At 55.9% G+C, this 17,656-nt stretch carries 19 protein-coding genes and 1 other annotated feature; of the genes, 9 read left to right on the top strand and 10 right to left on the bottom strand.

The annotated features are described in order from the left end of the window. Positions 1-49 precede the first annotated feature (49 nt). The 9 genes from hisIE to hisL form a co-directional block, all read right to left on the bottom strand. Positions 50-649, bottom strand: a complete 600-nt coding sequence (hisIE, locus tag AB2B48_RS09575) for a bifunctional phosphoribosyl-AMP cyclohydrolase/phosphoribosyl-ATP diphosphatase HisIE (RefSeq protein ID WP_123652587.1) — start codon at positions 647-649, stop codon at positions 50-52. After that, positions 643-1,419: an imidazole glycerol phosphate synthase subunit HisF gene (hisF, locus tag AB2B48_RS09570; protein ID WP_368301612.1), complete on the bottom strand. Its 777-nt coding sequence runs from the start codon at positions 1,417-1,419 to the stop codon at positions 643-645. The genes hisIE and hisF overlap by 7 nt, the downstream gene beginning before the upstream one ends. Then, on the bottom strand, positions 1,401-2,138 hold the full coding sequence (hisA, locus tag AB2B48_RS09565) for a 1-(5-phosphoribosyl)-5-[(5-phosphoribosylamino)methylideneamino]imidazole-4-carboxamide isomerase (RefSeq protein WP_315406168.1): 738 nt from the start codon (positions 2,136-2,138) through the stop codon (positions 1,401-1,403). Before hisA ends, hisF begins: the two co-directional genes overlap by 19 nt. After that, positions 2,138-2,728, bottom strand: a complete 591-nt coding sequence (gene hisH / locus AB2B48_RS09560; protein WP_368301611.1) for an imidazole glycerol phosphate synthase subunit HisH — start codon at positions 2,726-2,728, stop codon at positions 2,138-2,140. Before hisH ends, hisA begins: the two co-directional genes overlap by 1 nt. Beyond that, positions 2,728-3,795 carry a bifunctional histidinol-phosphatase/imidazoleglycerol-phosphate dehydratase HisB gene (gene hisB, locus AB2B48_RS09555; protein ID WP_185667011.1) on the bottom strand — a complete coding sequence of 356 codons (1,068 nt, stop codon included), beginning with the start codon at positions 3,793-3,795 and terminating at the stop codon, positions 2,728-2,730. Before hisB ends, hisH begins: the two co-directional genes overlap by 1 nt. After that, complete coding sequence (gene hisC / locus AB2B48_RS09550; protein WP_368301610.1) at positions 3,792-4,853, bottom strand: histidinol-phosphate transaminase; 1,062 nt, start codon at positions 4,851-4,853, stop codon at positions 3,792-3,794. The genes hisB and hisC overlap by 4 nt, the downstream gene beginning before the upstream one ends. Next, entirely contained in the window at positions 4,850-6,154 is a 1,305-nt protein-coding gene (gene hisD, locus AB2B48_RS09545) for a histidinol dehydrogenase (protein ID WP_368301609.1), read from the bottom strand. Before hisD ends, hisC begins: the two co-directional genes overlap by 4 nt. Before the next feature lie 5 nt (positions 6,155-6,159). After that, a complete protein-coding gene (gene hisG, locus AB2B48_RS09540; RefSeq protein ID WP_185667014.1) occupies positions 6,160-7,059 on the bottom strand; it encodes an ATP phosphoribosyltransferase in 900 nt (299 codons plus the stop codon). Positions 7,060-7,093: 34 nt separating this feature from the next. Continuing rightward, positions 7,094-7,214, bottom strand: a sequence feature (His leader region). Beyond that, a complete protein-coding gene (hisL, locus tag AB2B48_RS09535; protein WP_071594744.1) occupies positions 7,190-7,240 on the bottom strand; it encodes a his operon leader peptide in 51 nt (16 codons plus the stop codon). It overlaps the preceding feature by 25 nt. A gap of 178 nt (positions 7,241-7,418) precedes the next feature. Between hisL and AB2B48_RS09530 the strand changes: the two genes are divergently transcribed. The 4 genes from AB2B48_RS09530 to tsuB all read left to right on the top strand — a co-directional run bounded on the left by AB2B48_RS09530 (position 7,419) and on the right by tsuB (position 11,501). Beyond that, on the top strand, positions 7,419-8,240 hold the full coding sequence (locus tag AB2B48_RS09530; protein ID WP_368301608.1) for an SDR family oxidoreductase: 822 nt from the start codon (positions 7,419-7,421) through the stop codon (positions 8,238-8,240). 440 nt (positions 8,241-8,680) lie between these two features. Beyond that, the gene (locus AB2B48_RS09525) at positions 8,681-10,039 is read left to right on the top strand and encodes an APC family permease (RefSeq protein ID WP_035894859.1); all 1,359 of its coding nucleotides are present in this window, start codon (positions 8,681-8,683) and stop codon (positions 10,037-10,039) included. 171 nt (positions 10,040-10,210) lie between these two features. After that, entirely contained in the window at positions 10,211-11,266 is a 1,056-nt protein-coding gene (gene tsuA, locus AB2B48_RS09520) for a thiosulfate utilization transporter TsuA/YeeE (protein ID WP_368301607.1), read from the top strand. A 10-nt stretch (positions 11,267-11,276) separates the two neighbouring features. Next, positions 11,277-11,501: a thiosulfate utilization sulfurtransferase TsuB/YeeD gene (tsuB, locus tag AB2B48_RS09515; protein WP_035894857.1), complete on the top strand. Its 225-nt coding sequence runs from the start codon at positions 11,277-11,279 to the stop codon at positions 11,499-11,501. Positions 11,502-11,584: 83 nt separating this feature from the next. Here the strand turns inward: tsuB and sbcB are convergent, their stop codons facing one another. Next, positions 11,585-13,009, bottom strand: a complete 1,425-nt coding sequence (gene sbcB / locus AB2B48_RS09510; RefSeq protein ID WP_368301606.1) for an exodeoxyribonuclease I — start codon at positions 13,007-13,009, stop codon at positions 11,585-11,587. Between the two features lie 214 nt (positions 13,010-13,223). Here sbcB and dacD point away from each other — a divergent pair, with 214 nt between their 5' ends. The 5 genes from dacD to cobS all read left to right on the top strand — a co-directional run bounded on the left by dacD (position 13,224) and on the right by cobS (position 17,656). Continuing rightward, positions 13,224-14,390 (top strand): serine-type D-Ala-D-Ala carboxypeptidase DacD, encoded by a 1,167-nt coding sequence (dacD, locus tag AB2B48_RS09505; RefSeq protein ID WP_185670123.1) that lies wholly within the window; start codon positions 13,224-13,226, stop codon positions 14,388-14,390. Between the two features lie 193 nt (positions 14,391-14,583). Next, on the top strand, positions 14,584-15,642 hold the full coding sequence (locus AB2B48_RS09500; protein WP_333494622.1) for an FUSC family protein: 1,059 nt from the start codon (positions 14,584-14,586) through the stop codon (positions 15,640-15,642). A 201-nt stretch (positions 15,643-15,843) separates the two neighbouring features. Beyond that, positions 15,844-16,164 (top strand): DUF496 family protein, encoded by a 321-nt coding sequence (locus AB2B48_RS09495; protein ID WP_035894853.1) that lies wholly within the window; start codon positions 15,844-15,846, stop codon positions 16,162-16,164. A gap of 209 nt (positions 16,165-16,373) precedes the next feature. Further along, positions 16,374-16,919 carry a bifunctional adenosylcobinamide kinase/adenosylcobinamide-phosphate guanylyltransferase gene (gene cobU / locus AB2B48_RS09490; protein WP_185670141.1) on the top strand — a complete coding sequence of 182 codons (546 nt, stop codon included), beginning with the start codon at positions 16,374-16,376 and terminating at the stop codon, positions 16,917-16,919. Beyond that, positions 16,916-17,656, top strand: a complete 741-nt coding sequence (gene cobS, locus AB2B48_RS09485; RefSeq protein WP_368301605.1) for an adenosylcobinamide-GDP ribazoletransferase — start codon at positions 16,916-16,918, stop codon at positions 17,654-17,656. Before cobU ends, cobS begins: the two co-directional genes overlap by 4 nt.

The following is a 17,656-nucleotide window of genomic DNA, read 5'->3' as shown; positions in this document are numbered from 1 at the left end:
AGATGCAATTAAAAAGGCCCATTGCACAAGGTGCAGCGGGCCTTTTGGGTTACTGATGCCGTTCGCGCAAATTATCGATAACGGTGGTCAAATCCAGTTCCTGATCCTGCAGCAGTACCAGCAGGTGATACATCAAGTCAGACGCTTCGTTCTTCAGCTCAAACTTATCGTGCACCGTAGCGGCCAGCGCGGTCTCCACGCCTTCTTCACCCACTTTCTGTGCGATGCGCTTGGTGCCGCTGGCGTACAGCTTGGCGGTGTAGGAACTTGCCGGGTCGGCGGTTTTACGTTCGGCCAGTAGCTGCTCAAGCTGATACAGGAATAGCCATTTATGGCTGGTGTCGCCAAAGCAGCTTGAAGTGCCTTTATGGCAGGTTGGGCCAATTGGGTTCACCAGAATCAGCAGCGTGTCATTATCGCAATCGGGCGCGATGCTGACCACGTTCAGGAAGTGACCGGAGGTTTCGCCTTTGGTCCACAGACGCTGTTTGGTGCGCGAGAAAAAGGTGACTTTGCCCGTTTCCTGCGTTTTAGCCAGCGCTTCCTGGTTCATATAGCCCAGCATTAATACTTCGCCGGATACCGCGTGTTGGATAACGGCGGGCATCAGTCCGTCGGTTTTTTCCCAGTCCAGTTGTTCAGTTAACATACCCGTATCTCCACGCCCTGTGCTGCCAGGTACGCTTTTAGTTCACCAATATTAATGATTTGCTTATGGAACACCGATGCGGCCAGCGCGCCGTCGACGTTGGCGTCGCGGAACGCTTCCAGGAAGTGTTCCATGGTGCCTGCGCCGCCGGAGGCGATCAGCGGGACGTGGCAGACGTCGCGCACTTTTTTCAGTTGTGCCAGGTCGTAGCCGTTACGCACGCCGTCCTGGTTCATCATGTTTAACACGATTTCGCCCGCGCCGCGTTTTTGCACTTCCTGTACCCAGTCCAGAGTTTCCCACTGGGTCACACGGGTACGGCTTTCGTCGCCGGTATATTGATTAACATGATATTTGCCGGTGTCGGCATCAAACCAGGTATCAATCCCCACCACAATACACTGCACACCGAAGCGGTCTGCCAGGCGAGTAATCAGCTCCGGGTCGGCCAGCGCCGGGGAGTTGATGGAAATTTTGTCCGCACCGAACGAGAGAATGCGCGCGGCATCGTCGATGGACTTGATGCCACCGGCGACACAGAACGGAATATCAATCACTTCGGCAACGCGGGAAACCCAGCTTTTATCGACCACGCGGCCATCGCTGGAAGCGGTGATATCGTAGAACACCAGCTCATCAGCGCCTTCGTCAGCGTAGCGTTTTGCCAGCGGAACGATATCGCCGATGATCTCGTGGTTGCGGAACTGCACGCCTTTAACGACCTGACCATCACGCACATCAAGACAAGGAATTATCCGTTTTGCCAGCATTGGATGGCCTCCGTTACGTTGAATTTACCTTCCAGCAGCGCACGTCCGACAATCACGCCGCGCACGCCGGTGCCGCGCAGGGCGGCAATATCATTGAGGTCGCCAATGCCGCCGGAAGACTGGAATGCCACCTGCGGATAGCGGGCGCAGACTTCTTCATACAGCGAAACGTTAGAGCCTGCCAGCGTGCCGTCGCGGGAGATATCGGTGCACAGCACGTGCTGTAGGCCAACCGGCAGATAGGTTTCAACCAGTTCTTCCAGCGTCACGCCGGAGTTTTCCTGCCAGCCGCTGACCGCTACCTGTTTAGTGCCGTTTTCATCAATGCGCACGTCCAGTGCCAGCACCAAATGTTCGGCGCCAAAACGTTTAAACCAGCCTTTGACCACTTCCGGGGACTTCACCGCCGTTGAGCCCACAACGACACGGGCGACACCCGCGTCAAGCAGGGCGGCGACATCTTCTTCAGTACGTACGCCACCGCCAACCTGTACCGGCACCTTCACCCCGGCAACCAGCGTTTTCAGCAGTGGAATCTGCCGCTGGGCCGGGTCTTTCGCGCCGGTTAAATCGACCAGATGCAGCACTTCCGCGCCCTGCGCCGCATAGTCCTGCAGACGCGGCAGCGGGTCGTTGCCGTAGTCACGCTGCTGGCCGTAATCTCCCTGATGGAGACGCACTACGGTGCCGTTAATCAAATCTAAAGCAGGAATGATCATTACATCTCCAGGAAGTTTTTCAGCAGCTGTGCGCCTGCGCTACCCGAGCGCTCCGGGTGGAACTGCACGCCGTAAAAGTTATCTTTCTGCACGGCGGCGGTGAACGGTTCGCCGTAATGGCATTGGGCGATGGTGTACTCGTTGACCGGCATGGCGTAGCTGTGGACGAAGTAAAAGTACGCGCCGTCCTCAATGCCGCGGAACAGGCGGTCACCCGCTTTCGGGTAGACACGGTTCCAGCCCATGTGCGGCAGCGGCAGACCAAAATCGGTCATCTTCGGCACGTCCTGGTCGATGATACCGAGCAGGTCAACGCCATTCGTCTCTTCACTACGACGGCCCAATAGCTGCATGCCAAGGCAGATCCCCAGTACCGGCTGGGTACAGGCCTTAATCAACTCAACCAGCTCGCGCTCGCGAATTTGATCCATGGCGGCCTGCGCCGTGCCGACGCCCGGCAGAAAAAGCTTATCTGCGCGCAGTACCACTTCCGGGTCGCGGCTGACCACCGGCTCGTAGCCGTGGCGGGCAATCGCTGACTTCACGGAATTGAGGTTCGCGCAGCCGGTATCAAGGACAACCACGTTCATCACAGCACTCCTTTTGAGGAGGGAAGGGTGTTGCCGTCTACGCGAATCGCCTGGCGCAGAGTACGGCCGAAGACTTTGAACAGGCTTTCTACGCGGTGGTGATCGTTTTTGCCCTTGGTTTTCAGGTGCAGCGTGATGCCCATCGCGTAAGAGAGCGAGCGGAAGAAGTGCTCGATCATCTCGGTGCTGAGGTCGCCTACGCGCTGGTAGGTGAATTCAGCTTTATATTCCAGGTGTGGGCGGCCGGAGATATCCAGCGCGCAGCGCGCCAGGCATTCATCCATCGGCAGCACAAAACCGAAGCGGTTAATGCCGCGCTTATCACCGAGCGCTGCTTTCAGCGCTTCGCCAAGCGCCAGGCCGGTATCTTCTACGGTGTGGTGATCGTCGATATACAGGTCGCCCTTCACGGTGATGTTCATGCGGAAACCGCCGTGGGTGGCAATCTGATCCAGCATGTGGTCGAAGAAACCGACGCCGGTGTTGATTTTGCTGCCGCCTTCACGGTCGAGCCACACCTCCACGTCAATCTGCGTTTCGCGGGTATTACGCTCGATGTGCGCGTAGCGGTCGCGGCGGGTCAGCTGTTCGCCGATCATCGCCCAGTTCAGCGTATCGCGGTTATAGCGCAGGCCGGTAATGCCCATGTTGGTCGCCAGCTCAAGGTCAGTGGCGCGATCGCCAATCACGTAGCTGTTGGCGGTGTCCATCACTTCGTTCGCCAGCCAGGCGGTGACCAGCTGCGTTTTCGGCTTGCGGCACTCGCAGTTGTCGGCCGGCAGGTGCGGGCAAATCAGCACATCGTCAAAAACCACGCCCTGAGAGGTGAAGATCTGCATCATCAGGTTGTGCGGGCCGTCGAAGTCTGCCTGAGGGAAACTGGCGGTACCCAGCCCGTCCTGGTTGGTGATCATCACCAGCTTGTAGCCCGCTTTTTGCAGCTGCAGCAGGACCGGTATAGCGTTCGGCTCGAAGGCCAGCTTATCAAAACGGTCTACCTGATAGTCGCTTGGTGGCTCAGAAATCAGGGTGCCATCGCGATCGATAAAGAGAAACTTCTGGGTCATACGGTCTCCGCTTTCAAAGCGTCAATCACGCGCTGGCTCTCGGCACGAGTGCCGATAGTGATGCGCAAACAGCCGCTTAAAGAAGGTTGTTTATTCTGGTCTCGTAAGATAATGCCCTGATCCCACAAAGATTTAAATACGCTACTTGAGGCTTTGATACGAGCCAGTACGTAGTTGGTCTCGGAATCAAAAACCTGCTCAACGCAGTCGATGGTGCGCAGCGCCTCCACCAGGTATTCGCGCTCGCTTAAGATCTGCGCCACGCGCTCGCGCATTGCGGCAATCCCCTGCGCACTAAGCGCCTGGGCGGCGATATCGGCAACCGGGGTCGATAGTGGATACGGAGCAATCACCTTCATTAATAAGGCAATCACTTCCTCATTGGCGAGCGTGAAGCCGCAGCGCAGGCCAGCCAGAGCAAACGCTTTCGAGAGGGTGCGCAGAATCACCAGGTGTGGGTATTCTGCCAGCCATCCTGCCTGCGTCGCCTCAGGACAGAACTCAATATAGGCTTCATCGGCAACGACCAGCGCTTTATCGCGGGTCATCTCCAGCAGGGTGCGGAAGTCCTGCGGGTTAATAATCTGCCCGGTCGGGTTGTTCGGGCTACAGACGTAGACCACTTTCACATTGGTCAGGCTATCGGCAATGGCCGGCAGGTCGAGTTGCCAGTCGGCTTTGGCTGGTACGGTGCGGCATTCGACGCCGATGGTTTCAGCACTGACGCTGTACATGCCGTAGGTCGGCGGGCAGAACAGCACCGCATCGCGGCCCGGTTCACAAAAGGCGCGCACCAGCAGTTCGATCCCTTCGTCCGCGCCGCGGCTGACCAGCACCTGCGTTGGCTTCACGCCCGCGTAGGCTGCGTAGTTTTCAATCACCGCTTTAGGCTGGCACTCCGGGTAGCGGTTCAGCGTCTGCTGGCTCAGTTCGAAAGGTACCGCCGTTGGGTATTCATTGGCATTCAGCCAGACGTCACCTTTGCCGCCAAGGCGGCGGGCCGACTGATACGGGGTCAGGGCGCGAACGTTGTCGCGGGCTAACTGTTCAATGCTCATGCTTGCTCCTTCAGGGCGTTTACGCGCAGGGTGACGGCATTTTTGTGGGCGGTCAGCAGCTCGGCGGCGGCCAGCGTTTCAATCGTCGCGGCGAGAGCGCTAAAGCCTTCGCGGGACAGTTCCTGTACGGTCATCCGTTTCTGGAAATCGGCCAGTCCAAGGCTGGAGCAGGTTGCGGTGTAACCGTAGGTCGGCAGCACGTGGTTGGTCCCGGAGGCGTAGTCGCCAGCAGACTCTGGCGACCAGTCGCCGAGGAAAACGGAACCGGCGCTGGTGATGTCATCAACCAGTTCACGGGCATTGCGGGTCTGAATAATCAGGTGTTCCGGGCCGTAGGCGTTGGAGATAGCCACGCACTGTGCCAGATCTTTTGCCACGATAAGGCGACTGGCGGAAAGCGCCTTACGTGCGGTGTCGGCACGGGACAGTTCGGCAAGCTGGCGTTCTACAGCCTCGGCGACACCTTCGGCAATCTTCGCGTCCGGGGTGAGCAGAATCACCTGAGAATCCGGGCCGTGCTCCGCCTGCGAAAGCAGATCAGAGGCGATAAAATCTGGTGTGGCGCCGCTGTCGGCAATCACCAGCACTTCAGACGGGCCTGCTGGCATATCAATTGCCGCGCCGTCGAGGCGCTGGCTAACCTGACGTTTCGCCTCGGTAACGTAGGCATTGCCTGGCCCGAAGATTTTATCGACCTTCGGAATGGATTCGGTGCCCAGCGCCAGTGCGGCAATCGCCTGTGCGCCACCGACTTTATAGACGTTCTCTACGCCACAAAGCTGTGCGGCATAGAGGATCTCATCGGCAATCGGCGGTGGTGAACAGAGCACCACTTTTTTGCAGCCCGCGATGCGTGCCGGGGTGGCCAGCATTAATACGGTAGAGAACAGCGGCGCGGAGCCGCCGGGAATATAAAGGCCAACCGAGGCGATAGGGCGGGTAACCTGCTGGCAGCGCACGCCCGGCTGGGTTTCGATATCCACCGGCGGCAGGATCTGCGCCGTGTGGAAGGTATCGATATTGCGAACCGCCGCCTGCATTGCCTGCTTGAGCTCATCGCTCAGGCGGCCGCTGGCCTGTTGAATTTCTTCTGCGGTGACTTTCAGCGCACCGACTTCGGTTTTATCAAACTTCGCGCTGTATTCACGCAGCGCGCTATCACCGTTGGTTTTGACGTTGTCCAGAATCTCGGCCACCGTACGGGTGATGCTGTCGGAGGCAGAGATGGCCGGGCGCATCAGCAGCGCTTGCTGTTGTTCGGGGCTACAGCTATTCCAGTCAATCAGGGTATTGAAGCTCATGGTGATTACTCCATCATCTTCTCAATCGGCAGCACCAGAATAGAGCTGGCACCCAGGGACTTCAGTTTTTCCATGGTTTCCCAGAACAGGGTTTCGCTGCTCACCATGTGCATCGCGACGCGCTGCTGATCGCCTGCCAGCGGCAGAATGGTTGGGCGTTCAGCGCCCGGCAGCAGGGCGATGACTTCATCCAGACGCTCGGTTGGCGCGTGCATCATGATGTATTTCGATTCACGAGCCTGAATCACGCCCTGAATACGAGTTAACAGGCGGTCGATCAGCTGCTGTTTGGCTTCGCTCATCTCGCCGTCGCGCTGAATCAGGCAGGCTTTAGAGCGGAACATCACTTCTACTTCACGCAGGCCGTTGGCTTCCAGGGTTGCGCCGGTAGAGACCAGGTCGCAAATGGCGTCGGCAAGGCCAGCGCGTGGGGCAACTTCAACGGAACCGTTCAGCAGGCAGGATTTAAAACTGATGCCTTTCTGGTCGAGGTAACGCTTCAGCAGGTGCGGGTAAGAGGTGGCGATACGTTTGCCGTCAAGCGCGGCCGGGCCGTTCCACGCTTCATCCGCCGGGGTGGCGAGAGACAGTCGGCAGCCGCCGAAGTCCAGGCGACGCAGGGTAAAGTAGCGCGGGTCTTCGCCCTGTGCGCGGCGGCTCAGCAGCTCTTCTTCCAGCACGTTTTCACCGATGATGCCGAGGTCAACGACGCCGTCCATAATCAGGCCAGGGATATCGTCATCACGCACGCGCAGGATGTCGATTGGCATGTTCTCCGCCATCGCAATCAGGCGCTGGGTGTGGAGATTGATTTTGATGCCACAACGGGCCAGTAATTCGCGTGAATCATCGCTCAGGCGACCTGATTTCTGCATAGCTATGCGTAAACGGCTGTTATCTAACATTCTCTATTCCTCATTACCCTGCTGAATTTGGTTCAAAAAAAAGCCCCCGGAAGATCTCTTCCGGGGGCTCTCTTGCGTTCATGCACCACTGGAAGATCTGAATGTCTCCCAGCACACATCGCCTGAAAGACTAGTCAGGGTGATGGTGATGATGGTGGTGTTTAAATTGAACGCGGCTCATAAATTTCTCGTTGAATGACTATTCACTTGATGTCTTTTAACCTAAACCACTTTTGTCATTGAACGCAAGCGCTTTTTACATTCATTAAATCAATTCATGTAGCGACTATAAATTGTCAGTTTTATCGTGGTGGCGTAGCCTTATAAAGGTAGTGCGGCAAGAACCAGGAGATAGCGCAATGAAGAAAGTGGCGATCGTCGGTTTAGGGTGGCTGGGTATGCCGCTAGCGCTGTCGTTGATGGCGCGTGGCTGGCAGGTGACCGGCAGTAAAACGACTGAGGACGGTGTGGAAGCAGCACGGATGTGCGGGATTGATAGCTATCCGTTGCGGCTCGACCCACAGCTGGTATGCGAGGCCGATGACCTCGATGCGTTAATGAATGCTGATGCGCTGGTGATTACCTTACCGGCGCGTCGTAGTGGCCCGGGGGAAGATTTTTACCATCAGGCGGTGCAGGAGATCGTAGACTCGGCGCTGGCGCACCATATCCCGCGCATTATCTTTACCAGTTCGACCTCGGTATACGGTAATGAAGAGGGAACGGTTAAAGAGAGTACACCTCGTGACCCGGTGACCGCGAGTGGCAGAGTGCTGAAAGAGTTAGAGGACTGGCTTCATCAATTGCCGGGAACCTCGGTTGATATTCTGCGTCTGGCTGGGTTGGTTGGGCCGGAACGTCATCCCGGCCGTTTCTTTGCCGGAAAATCGGCACCGGACGGGCAGCAGGGGGTAAACCTGGTGCATCTGGAAGATGTGATTGCGGCTATTACACTGCTGTTGCAGGCACCGAAAGGCGGCCATATCTACAATATCTGTGCTCCACAGCATCCCGCCCGCGGCGTTTTTTATCCGCAGATGGCACGTGAGCTTGGACTGGCGGTACCCGTATTTAGCGACAGCGGTAAAGGGCAGGGGAAAATTATCGACGGTAGTCGTATCTGTCGCGAATTAGGCTTTGAATATCAATTCCCTGACCCATTGAGAATGCCTCTGGAGTAGCGTTTCGTTGACATCCGGCGATGGCGTAACCGCTGTCGGCAAATCATTTAACATATAAATAGATACACATTTTGCATGGTTATTGGTTATGGTAGCCAATAACGCTTTAGCAAAAAGTGCTATAAAAGTTGGCGCTGCTTTAGAGATTGCTTGTTAATCAGCCGGTTGGATGAGAAGTCGCATTATTACTTCTCTCACCGGCTTGTATTTTTACATTCGTTTGGTGCAAAATATGTCGAATGTAAAAAATGAGACTAACCGACGTGATTGCCACGTCGGTTATTTTTTTACATCAAAACAACCATCCAATAAAAGAGGCCGGGCTTCGTACCGGATAGATATTTACTTAAAAAACGACAGTTGTTGTCGCTGAGGAAACAGAAAAAAAATGGGGCAATTTTTCTTTTTTGCACCGGCAGTCGCCGCACAGGAGACTCACCGTGTCAAATAACGTTACTCCAAACACCTCTCGCGTGGAATTGCGTAAAACGCTTACGCTGATTCCGGTTGTCATGATGGGCCTGGCCTATATGCAGCCAATGACGCTGTTCGATACGTTCGGTATCGTATCTGGCCTTACCGACGGTCACGTTGCAACGGCGTATGCCTTTGCGCTGATCGCGATTCTTTTTACAGCGCTAAGCTACGGTAAACTGGTTCGCCGGTTCCCGTCCGCCGGCTCTGCATACACCTATGCTCAGAAATCCATTAGCCCGGTCGTTGGCTTTATGGTTGGCTGGTCATCGCTGCTGGACTACCTGTTCATGCCGATGATCAACATTCTGCTGGCTAAAATTTACTTTGAAGCGCTGATGCCTTCTGTACCATCGTGGATCTTTGTTGTTGCGCTGGTGGCCTTTATGACCATCTCTAACCTGCGCAGCATTAAAGCCGTGGCGAACTTCAACACGCTGATTGTGGTTCTGCAGATGGGTATCGTGGCGGTCATCGTTGGCCTGATCATTTACGGCGTCATGCACGGTGAAGGCGCAGGTACCCTGACCAGCACCCGTCCGTTCTGGTCTGAAGGCGCGCACGTGGTGCCGATGATTACCGGCGCAACCATCCTGTGCTTCTCGTTCCTGGGCTTCGACGGTATCTCTTCTCTGTCTGAAGAGACCAAAGATGCAGAACGTGTGATCCCGAAAGCTATCTTCCTGACCGCGCTGATTGGCGGGATGATCTTTATCGGTGCATCTTACTTCCTGCAACTGTACTTCCCGGACATCTCCCGCTTTAAGGACCCGGATGCGTCTCAGCCTGAAATCATGCTGTACGTTGCGGGTAAAACCTTCCAGTGGGGCGTGCTGATCTTCTCCAGCGTGACCGTTCTGGCATCGGGGATGGCGGCGCATGCAGGCGTATCGCGTCTGATGTATGTGATGGGTCGTGATGGCGTGTTCCCGAACAGCTTCTTCGGCTATGTGCATCCGAAATGGCGTACCCCAGCGTTCAACGTACTGCTGGTTGGCGCGATTGCCCTGCTGGCGATTAAGTTCGACCTGGTGACCGCAACGGCGCTGATCAACTTCGGTGCGCTGGTGGCATTCACCTTCGTTAACCTCTCCGTGATTTCGCAGTTCTGGATCCGCGAGAAGCGTAACAAGACGCTGAAAGACCACTTCCAGTACCTGGTACTGCCAGTGTGCGGCGCGCTGACCGTTGGCGCACTGTGGATTAACCTGGAGCAGAGCTCAATGATTCTGGGCCTGATTTGGGGTTCCATTGGCCTGCTGTACCTGGCGTGCGTGACCAAGCGTTTCCGCAACCCGGTTCCGCAGTACGAAGACGTCGCATAATTCAAGAACGTGAAATAATGAAACCGGAGGCCATGTGCCTCCGGTTTTTTTTGGTCTGAACAACAGCGAATTAATAACCTTCAGGAATAATATAGAGCTTTTGGTTATTGGAGCCGAAAGGCGGGCTCGGGAATAATTTTACGACTGATAATATTGGGTTAATTAATTCTTATGTTGCACATGATAATAAGCGGGATAGTCTGCGGCGCACTGCTGGGGTTCGTCATGCAGCGCGGTCGCTTCTGCCTGACGGGCGGCTTCCGCGATATGTATATCACTAAAAATAACCGCATGTTCTACGCGCTGCTGATTGCTATCTGCATTCAAAGCGTAGGCGTTTTTGTGCTGATCCAGCTCGGTCTGGTGCAGTACGATGCAGGCGCGTTTCCGTGGCTGGGCACCGTTGTCGGCGGCTTTGTCTTTGGTATCGGTATTGTCTATGCCGGTGGCTGCGCTACCGGGACGTGGTACCGCGCTGGGGAAGGGCTTATCGGCAGCTGGATTGCGCTGGTGACCTATATGGTGATGAGCGCGGTGATGCGTTCTCCACATGCCGCTGGCCTGAATAAATTCCTCGGCGAACATACCACGGCGCACAACGGTATTGCAGAAACCCTCAATATCTCCGTCTGGCCGATTATCGCGCTGCTGGTGCTGGTGACGCTGTGGTTTGTGCGTAAAGAGCTGCGTAAACCAAAGCTGAAGGTGGCTTCATTGCCGCCGCGTCGAAGCGGTCTGGCGCATTTGCTGTTTGAAAAGCGCTGGCATCCCTTTTTCACCGCGGTGCTGATTGGTCTGATTGCGCTGCTGGCGTGGCCGATGAGTGAAGCGACCGGCCGTATGTTCGGTCTGGGTATCACATCGCCTACCGCCAATATTCTGCAGTTCCTGGTCGGCGGCGACAGCAAGTACCTGAACTGGGGCGTGTTCCTGGTACTGGGTATTTTCATCGGTTCCTTTATCGCTGCGAAAGCCAGCCGCGAGTTCCGTGTGCGTGCCGCTGATGCGAGTACCACGCTGCGCAGCGCCGGTGGCGGCGTGCTGATGGGCTTCGGCGCCAGCATTGCCGGTGGTTGCTCGATTGGTAATGGTCTGGTCATGACCGCGATGATGACCTGGCAGGGCTGGATTGGCCTGGTATTTATGATCCTTGGCGTGTGGTGCGCGTCCTGGGTGTTGTATGTTCGCCCGCAGCGGAAAGCCAAACTGAAAACCGCGACGGCATAAGGAGTTAAAGATGGTTGTGAAGAAACTGGATGTGGTTACCCAGGTGTGCCCGTTCCCATTAATTGAAGCCAAAGCGGCGATGGCTGAACTGGCCAACGGCGACCAACTGGTGATTGAGTTTGACTGTACCCAGGCGACGGAAGCGATTCCACAGTGGGCGGCAGAAGAGGGCTATACGGTCACGGATTACCAGCAGTCCGGCGATGCGGCCTGGACCATCACGGTACAGAAGTAAGTATGACGTCCGGTTAGGCGAAACGACGCGGGGTTCTGAATACGAAAACCCCGGCGTCGCTTTGCTCGGCCGGGCGACAATGGTTATACAATCTCCTGCGCGTACTGATACAGCGCTTTCAGCAGCGACAGCTTTTCCGCATTCCCTTCATACTGCCCGTAGAGCATTTCGAGCTCCTGCGCGTAGGCCTGTAAAAACTCTGGCGTAAAGATCTGCCGACGGTGCTCTAACCAGCGCTGTTGCTCGCTTTCATCCAGCGTGCCGGGGAAATTGCGCGCCCGGTAGTTAAACAGCAGTTTCTCAATACGCTTATCGGCGAAGGTGATATCCAGCGCCGGAAGATTACGTGGCTCGGTCTCGAGTACGATTTTCATCGCCGTTCTGTCGGCATCGCTGAAGAAGCCGTTATAGAGCTGAGCATCGACGTTTTCCGACGGCACAAACGGCTCGGCTTCGGCAAAAATGGCTACCGCTTTCTCGCGAACCTGTGGGTTCTCACGCAGCTTTTTCAGATTATCCAGGCAGTGCTGGCGGTTGATTCCCAGACGGTCGGCATCTTCCGGGCGCAGGGTGTTGGCCTGAGCCAACACCGGGCACTTGTTCAGGTGCACCAGCTTGATAGGGATCGGAGAATTGTCGCCAAGATCGGCTTTGGCGGTATAGAGGCGATCGCGCAGCGTATCGGCGTCCAGATCCAGCAGCGGACTGATATCACCGGCAAGATCCACCATGATCACCGCGTTGCGGTTATCCGGATGCCATGCCAACGGTGCTACCCAACTGGTGTTGCCGCGCCAGGCACCGAACATGCCGGAGACGTGCACCAGCGGCTTCATCTGCGGCACGTCAATCAGCGTCATCAGCTTGTTTTTGCCGCGATAGGCATAGAGATAATCAAACAGCTTCGGCTGCTGCGTTTTTACCAGTTTCGCCATCGCGATAGTCGCGTAAACGTCGGCCATCGCATCGTGGGCGTTGCTGTGCTCAATGCCGTTAGCTTTGGTTAAATGCTCAAGACGGAAGCTTGGCAGGCCGTCATCGTTCTCCGGCCAGTTGATGCCTTCCGGACGCAGGGCGTAGCAGGCGCGCATCACGTCCAGCAGATCCCAACGCGAGTTGCGGTTTTGCCAACTCCAGGCGTATGGGTCGTAGAAGTTGCGATAGAAGATATTACGCGTCACCTCATCGTCGAAGCGCACGTTGTTATAGCCCACCACGCAGGTGTCCGGCACGGTGAAGATATCGTGGATCCGCTTAGCAAACGCCGCTTCGTTATCGCCCTTGGCCCGCGCTTCCTGTGGCGTAATGCCGGTAATTAACACCGCTTCAGGCTGCGGCAGATAATCCTCCGCGGGCTTGCAGTAAAAAACCTCTGGCTCACCGATTATCGTGAAATCCTTATCGGTACGAATGGCGGCGAATTGCGCGGGGCGATCGAGGGAAGGGCTGGTTCCGAAAGTTTCGTAGTCGTGAAACAGGAATCCCGGCGCGCTTGAAGTCTCTTGCATGGCGTTAACAGTGTCCGTCTATGGCATTTAAGGTTCATGGTAAACGATTTGGCAGTGCATCAGAAGGGCGTTAACCGAATCTGGAAGAGGGCGCGCAGGGTATTTTTTCGAGTCCAGATAGATACATGTCATATTTTCTTGCAATTTAAGCCTGTCACAAAGCACGAACTTCCGTAAAAAGGACAACGAATTTGTGAATGTTGAGGATTTACCGTTGAAAGCCCGTTTTTTTATTGCCGTTTCTTTGCTCGCTTCGAGCGTTTCTTGTGCCTTTGCTGGCGAATCCGCGATTCCTTCCGTCACACCGCCACCGATTAAAGCCGGTGCCTGGGTATTAATGGACTACACCACCGGGCAGATCCTGACCGCTGGTAATGAGCACCAACAGCGTAATCCGGCGAGCCTGACCAAGCTGATGACCGGCTATGTGGTTGACCGTGCTATCGATAGCCACCGCATTACGGCAGACGATATGGTGACCGTGGGGCGCGATGCCTGGGCGGCGGGTAACCCGGTGTTTGATGGTTCTTCACTGATGTTTCTCAAGGCGGGCGATCGCCTGAGCGTACGCGATCTGAGCCGCGGCCTGATTGTCGATTCCGGCAACGATGCCTGCGTGGCGCTGGCGGATTACGTGGCGGGCGGCCAACCGCAGTTCGTGAAGATGATGAACGACTACGTGCAGAAACTGAATCTGCGCGATACCCATTTCGAAACCGTTCACGGCCTGGATGCGCCGGGTCAGCACAGCTCGGCCTACGATCTGGCGGTGCTCTCCCGTGCGATTATTCACGGCGAGCCAGACTTCTATCACATGTACAGCGAAAAGAGCCTGACGTGGAACGGGATTACCCAGCAGAACCGTAACGGCCTGCTGTGGGAAAAATCGATGCACATCGATGGTTTGAAAACCGGCCACACCTCCGGCGCGGGCTTTAACCTGATCGCCTCATCGGTAGACGGCCAGCGTCGTCTGATTGCCGTGGTGATGGGGGCCGATAGCCCGAAAGGACGTGAAGATCAGGCGCGCACGCTGCTGCACTGGGGCCAGCAGAACTTCGATACCGTACAGATTCTGCAAAACGGTAAGAAAGTCGGCACCGAGCGAATCTGGTACGGTGATAAAGAGAATATCGCGCTGGGTACTGACCAGGATTTCTGGCTGGCGCTGCCAAAGGCGGAAGTGCCGAATATCAAAGCGAAATATGTGCTTGATACTAAAGAGCTGGATGCCCCGATTGCCGCGCACCAGCGCGTCGGTGAGATCCAACTGCTCGACCGCGATAAGGTTGTCGCGCAGTGGCCGCTGGTGACGCTGGAAAGCGTTGGCAAAGGTGGGCTGTTCTCGCGCATGAGCGATTATCTGCACCATAAAGCCTAACCAGGCGTTGGTGCAAATCCCGGCGTCGCGATGCTCGGCCGGGCTACTTGATCATATGTAGCCCGGCCGAGGTGCTTTAGCACCGACGCCGGGGCGGCTCGGCGCCAACCCCAGCATCACCTTGATCGGCCGGGCTACTTTCTTGCTGCAGGAGCAGGTACAATTCGCGCTTTAGTCTTGTCGGAGAGTGGGTGTGCGTCCGGATAAGTCACTCAGTCCTTTTGAAATTCGTTTATATCGTCACTATCGTACCGTGCACGGGGCGCGTATTGCGCTGGCCTTCGTCCTGACCTTTTTGATAGTCCGCCTGCTGGGCGTGCCCGATGGCTCCTGGCCACTGATCACGCTGGTGGTGGTGATGGGGCCCATCTCCTTCTGGGGCAACGTGGTGCCGCGCGCGTTTCAGCGTATCGGCGGTACGGTGCTCGGCTCCGCCCTGGGCCTGATAGCCCTCAAACTTGAGCTTTTCTCTTTGCCGTTGATGCTTATCTGGTGCGCTGCGGCGATGTTCCTGTGCGGCTGGCTGGCGCTGGGGAAAAAACCGTATCAGGCGTTACTTATCGGCATTACCCTCGGGGTGGTAGTTGGCGCACCGGCCGGGGATATGACCACCGCGCTGTGGCGAAGCGGCGACGTTATCTTCGGCTGCCTGCTGGCCATGCTCTTTACCGGTATCTGGCCGCAGCGGGCGTTCATTCACTGGCGTATCCAGATGGCCTCGTTCGTGACGCAGTTTAACCGTATCTATCAGGCAGGACTGTCGCCGAACCTGATTGAGCGACCTCGCCTGGAAAAGCATCTGCAAAAAGTCCTCAACGACGTCGTGAAAATGCGCGGCCTGATTACGCCTGCGAGTAAAGAGACGCACATTCATAAGGGCATCTTTGAAGCCATTCAGACCGTCAGCCGCAATCTGGTCTGCATGCTCGAGCTACAAATTAACGCCCACTGGGCGTCACGTCCTGGCCACCTGCTGATGCTGAACGCCCATACGCTGCGCGAAACCCAACTGATGACCCAGCAAACGCTGCTGGCGATTGCCCATGCGCTGTACGAAGGCAACCCGCGTCCTATCAAAGCGAACAGCGAAAAGCTCAATGAAATTGTCTCGGAGCTGCGCCAGCTGGTGCATGAGTACAAAGATGACCATCTGGCTGAGACGTCCATTCACGGCTACGTCTGGCTGAGCATGGAGCTGGCGCGTCAGCTGGAATTATTATCCAGCCTGATGTGTCGCGCATTGCGTAAATAAAAGGCAGATGCACAGGCTTTTGCGCCAGGTTGTTTCGATTCAGCTAGATTTAGGGTTATGATGAACCCAAAGTAAAAATGATTGTTTGCTACAACGGCAGTACGAAAAATCATACAGGTTGAAGGGTATATGACTAATGTGTACCTTATCGTGTAGCCGTTGTTTAACGAATCCGAGTCTCAACATATCAGGGGTATAAAAATGGAAACCACGAAACCTTCGTTTCAGGACGTACTGGAATTCGTACGTTTGTTCCGTCGTAAGAACAAACTGCAGCGTGAAATTCAGGACGTTGAGAAAAAGATCCGTGACAACCAGAAACGCGTGCTGCTGCTGGACAACCTCAGCGACTACATCAAACCAGGCATGAGCGTTGAAGCTATTCAGGGCATCATCGCCAGCATGAAAGGCGACTATGAAGATCGCGTTGATGATTACATCATCAAAAATGCTGAGCTGTCCAAAGAACGCCGCGACATCTCCAAGAAACTGAAAGTGATGGGCGAGCAGAAAGGCGAGTAACCGTCATTAACGGGTGGCTGCGCCAGCGGCCACCTGGTCCTTATTTTATTCCTTCCAGCACTCTCTCTTCTTCGCCCCTTCGACAATCCAGTGACATCGCGAGCAATGCGGAGTATAAAGCTTTCTGTTTGATATATTAGCCACGGTTATGTGGGAACGTGTTGATATCAAAGGATCTCGCCAACAATGCAGCAACATCTGGAAGCGCAATCATGATACTGGTGACCGGCGGCGCGCGCAGCGGAAAAAGCCGTCACGCGGAATCGTTACTCAGCAAATACCCCCGGGTTTGCTATATCGCGACCTCACAAATCTTCGACGCCGAAATGGCCGCACGCATCCAGCATCATCGGGACGACCGTCCTGCACACTGGCGCACCGAAGAGCGCTGGCAGCATCTTGCCGACATCATTACGCCTGATAACGATCCTTCAGAAGCGATTCTGCTGGAGTGTATCACCACGCTGGTCACCAATATTCTCTTTGCCTCGGGAAACGAGGAAGAGATTGAGCGCTGGGACTTCGCGGCGCTTGAGGCGCAGGTCAATGGCGAAATCGATGCGCTGATCGCGGCCTGTCAGCGCTGCCCGTCGCCGATTGTGCTGGTGACCAATGAAGTGGGAATGGGCATCGTGCCCGAGAATCGTCTGGCCCGGCATTTTCGCGACATTGCCGGGCGCGTAAATCAAAAGCTGGCGCAGGCGGCAGATGACGTCTGGCTGGTGGTATCAGGGATTGGAGTCAAAATAAAATGAGTCGACTGTTTTTCGCCACACTCTCCTTTATGAGCCGTCTACCGGTGCCACAGCGCTGGTCGCAGGGGCTGGATCTTGACCGTTACGTGAGCGGCGTCATTACCTTCCCGTTTATTGGCCTGTTACTGGGGGCGATAAGCGGCCTGGTCTTCATGATTGTGCAGAGCTGGTGTGGTATTCCGCTGGCGGCATTCTTTACCGTTCTGGCGCTGGCGCTGCTGACCGGCGGCTTCCACCTGGATGGCCTTGCGGACACCTGTGACGGCGTGTTCTCCGCGCGTCGCCGCGAGAAGATGCTGGAAATTATGCGCGATAGCCGGTTGGGCACCCACGGCGGCCTGGCGCTGATCTTTGTGCTGCTGGCGAAAGTGCTGGCGGTCAGTGAACTGGCGCTGCGCGACACTTCTATGCTGGCAGCGATCGCCAGCGCCTGTATTGCCGGTCGCGGTGCCTCGGTGCTGATGATGTATCGCCACCGCTATGCCCGCGAAGAGGGGCTGGGTAATCTGTTTATCGGTAAAATCAGCTTCCGCCAGACCTGGGTGACGTTAGTCATTGCAGGGGCATTGGTCACCGCCATGCTGGGCGTACATGGCCTGAAAGCGCTGCTGGTGGCCTTTGTCGGCGTCTTTATTCTGGGCCAGTTGCTGAAGCGTACGCTGGGTGGGCAAACCGGCGACACGCTGGGCGCAAGTATCGAGTTGGGCGAAGTGATTTTCTTGCTGGCGCTTTTGTAA

Origin of the sequence: Kluyvera sichuanensis (assembly GCF_040930405.1) — a bacterium.
Lineage (GTDB): Bacteria > Pseudomonadota > Gammaproteobacteria > Enterobacterales > Enterobacteriaceae > Kluyvera > Kluyvera sichuanensis.
The sequence above is the reverse complement of the archived record's forward strand: the minus strand, read 5'-3'. Positions and strand labels throughout refer to the sequence as shown.

Coding starts and splice junctions, on each gene's coding strand:
- tsuB (WP_035894857.1), top strand. CDS start 11,277: ATGGTTGTGAAGAAACTGGATGTGGTTACCCAGGTGTGCCCGTTCCCA.
- hisD (WP_368301609.1), bottom strand. CDS start 6,154: ATGAGCTTCAATACCCTGATTGACTGGAATAGCTGTAGCCCCGAACAA.
- hisIE (WP_123652587.1), bottom strand. CDS start 649: ATGTTAACTGAACAACTGGACTGGGAAAAAACCGACGGACTGATGCCC.
- hisB (WP_185667011.1), bottom strand. CDS start 3,795: ATGACCCAGAAGTTTCTCTTTATCGATCGCGATGGCACCCTGATTTCT.
- hisG (WP_185667014.1), bottom strand. CDS start 7,059: ATGTTAGATAACAGCCGTTTACGCATAGCTATGCAGAAATCAGGTCGC.
- AB2B48_RS09495 (WP_035894853.1), top strand. CDS start 15,844: ATGGAAACCACGAAACCTTCGTTTCAGGACGTACTGGAATTCGTACGT.
- hisF (WP_368301612.1), bottom strand. CDS start 1,419: ATGCTGGCAAAACGGATAATTCCTTGTCTTGATGTGCGTGATGGTCAG.
- hisA (WP_315406168.1), bottom strand. CDS start 2,138: ATGATCATTCCTGCTTTAGATTTGATTAACGGCACCGTAGTGCGTCTC.
- AB2B48_RS09530 (WP_368301608.1), top strand. CDS start 7,419: ATGAAGAAAGTGGCGATCGTCGGTTTAGGGTGGCTGGGTATGCCGCTA.
- hisC (WP_368301610.1), bottom strand. CDS start 4,853: ATGAGCATTGAACAGTTAGCCCGCGACAACGTTCGCGCCCTGACCCCG.
- sbcB (WP_368301606.1), bottom strand. CDS start 13,009: ATGCAAGAGACTTCAAGCGCGCCGGGATTCCTGTTTCACGACTACGAA.
- hisH (WP_368301611.1), bottom strand. CDS start 2,728: ATGAACGTGGTTGTCCTTGATACCGGCTGCGCGAACCTCAATTCCGTG.
- tsuA (WP_368301607.1), top strand. CDS start 10,211: ATGTTGCACATGATAATAAGCGGGATAGTCTGCGGCGCACTGCTGGGG.
- cobS (WP_368301605.1), top strand. CDS start 16,916: ATGAGTCGACTGTTTTTCGCCACACTCTCCTTTATGAGCCGTCTACCG.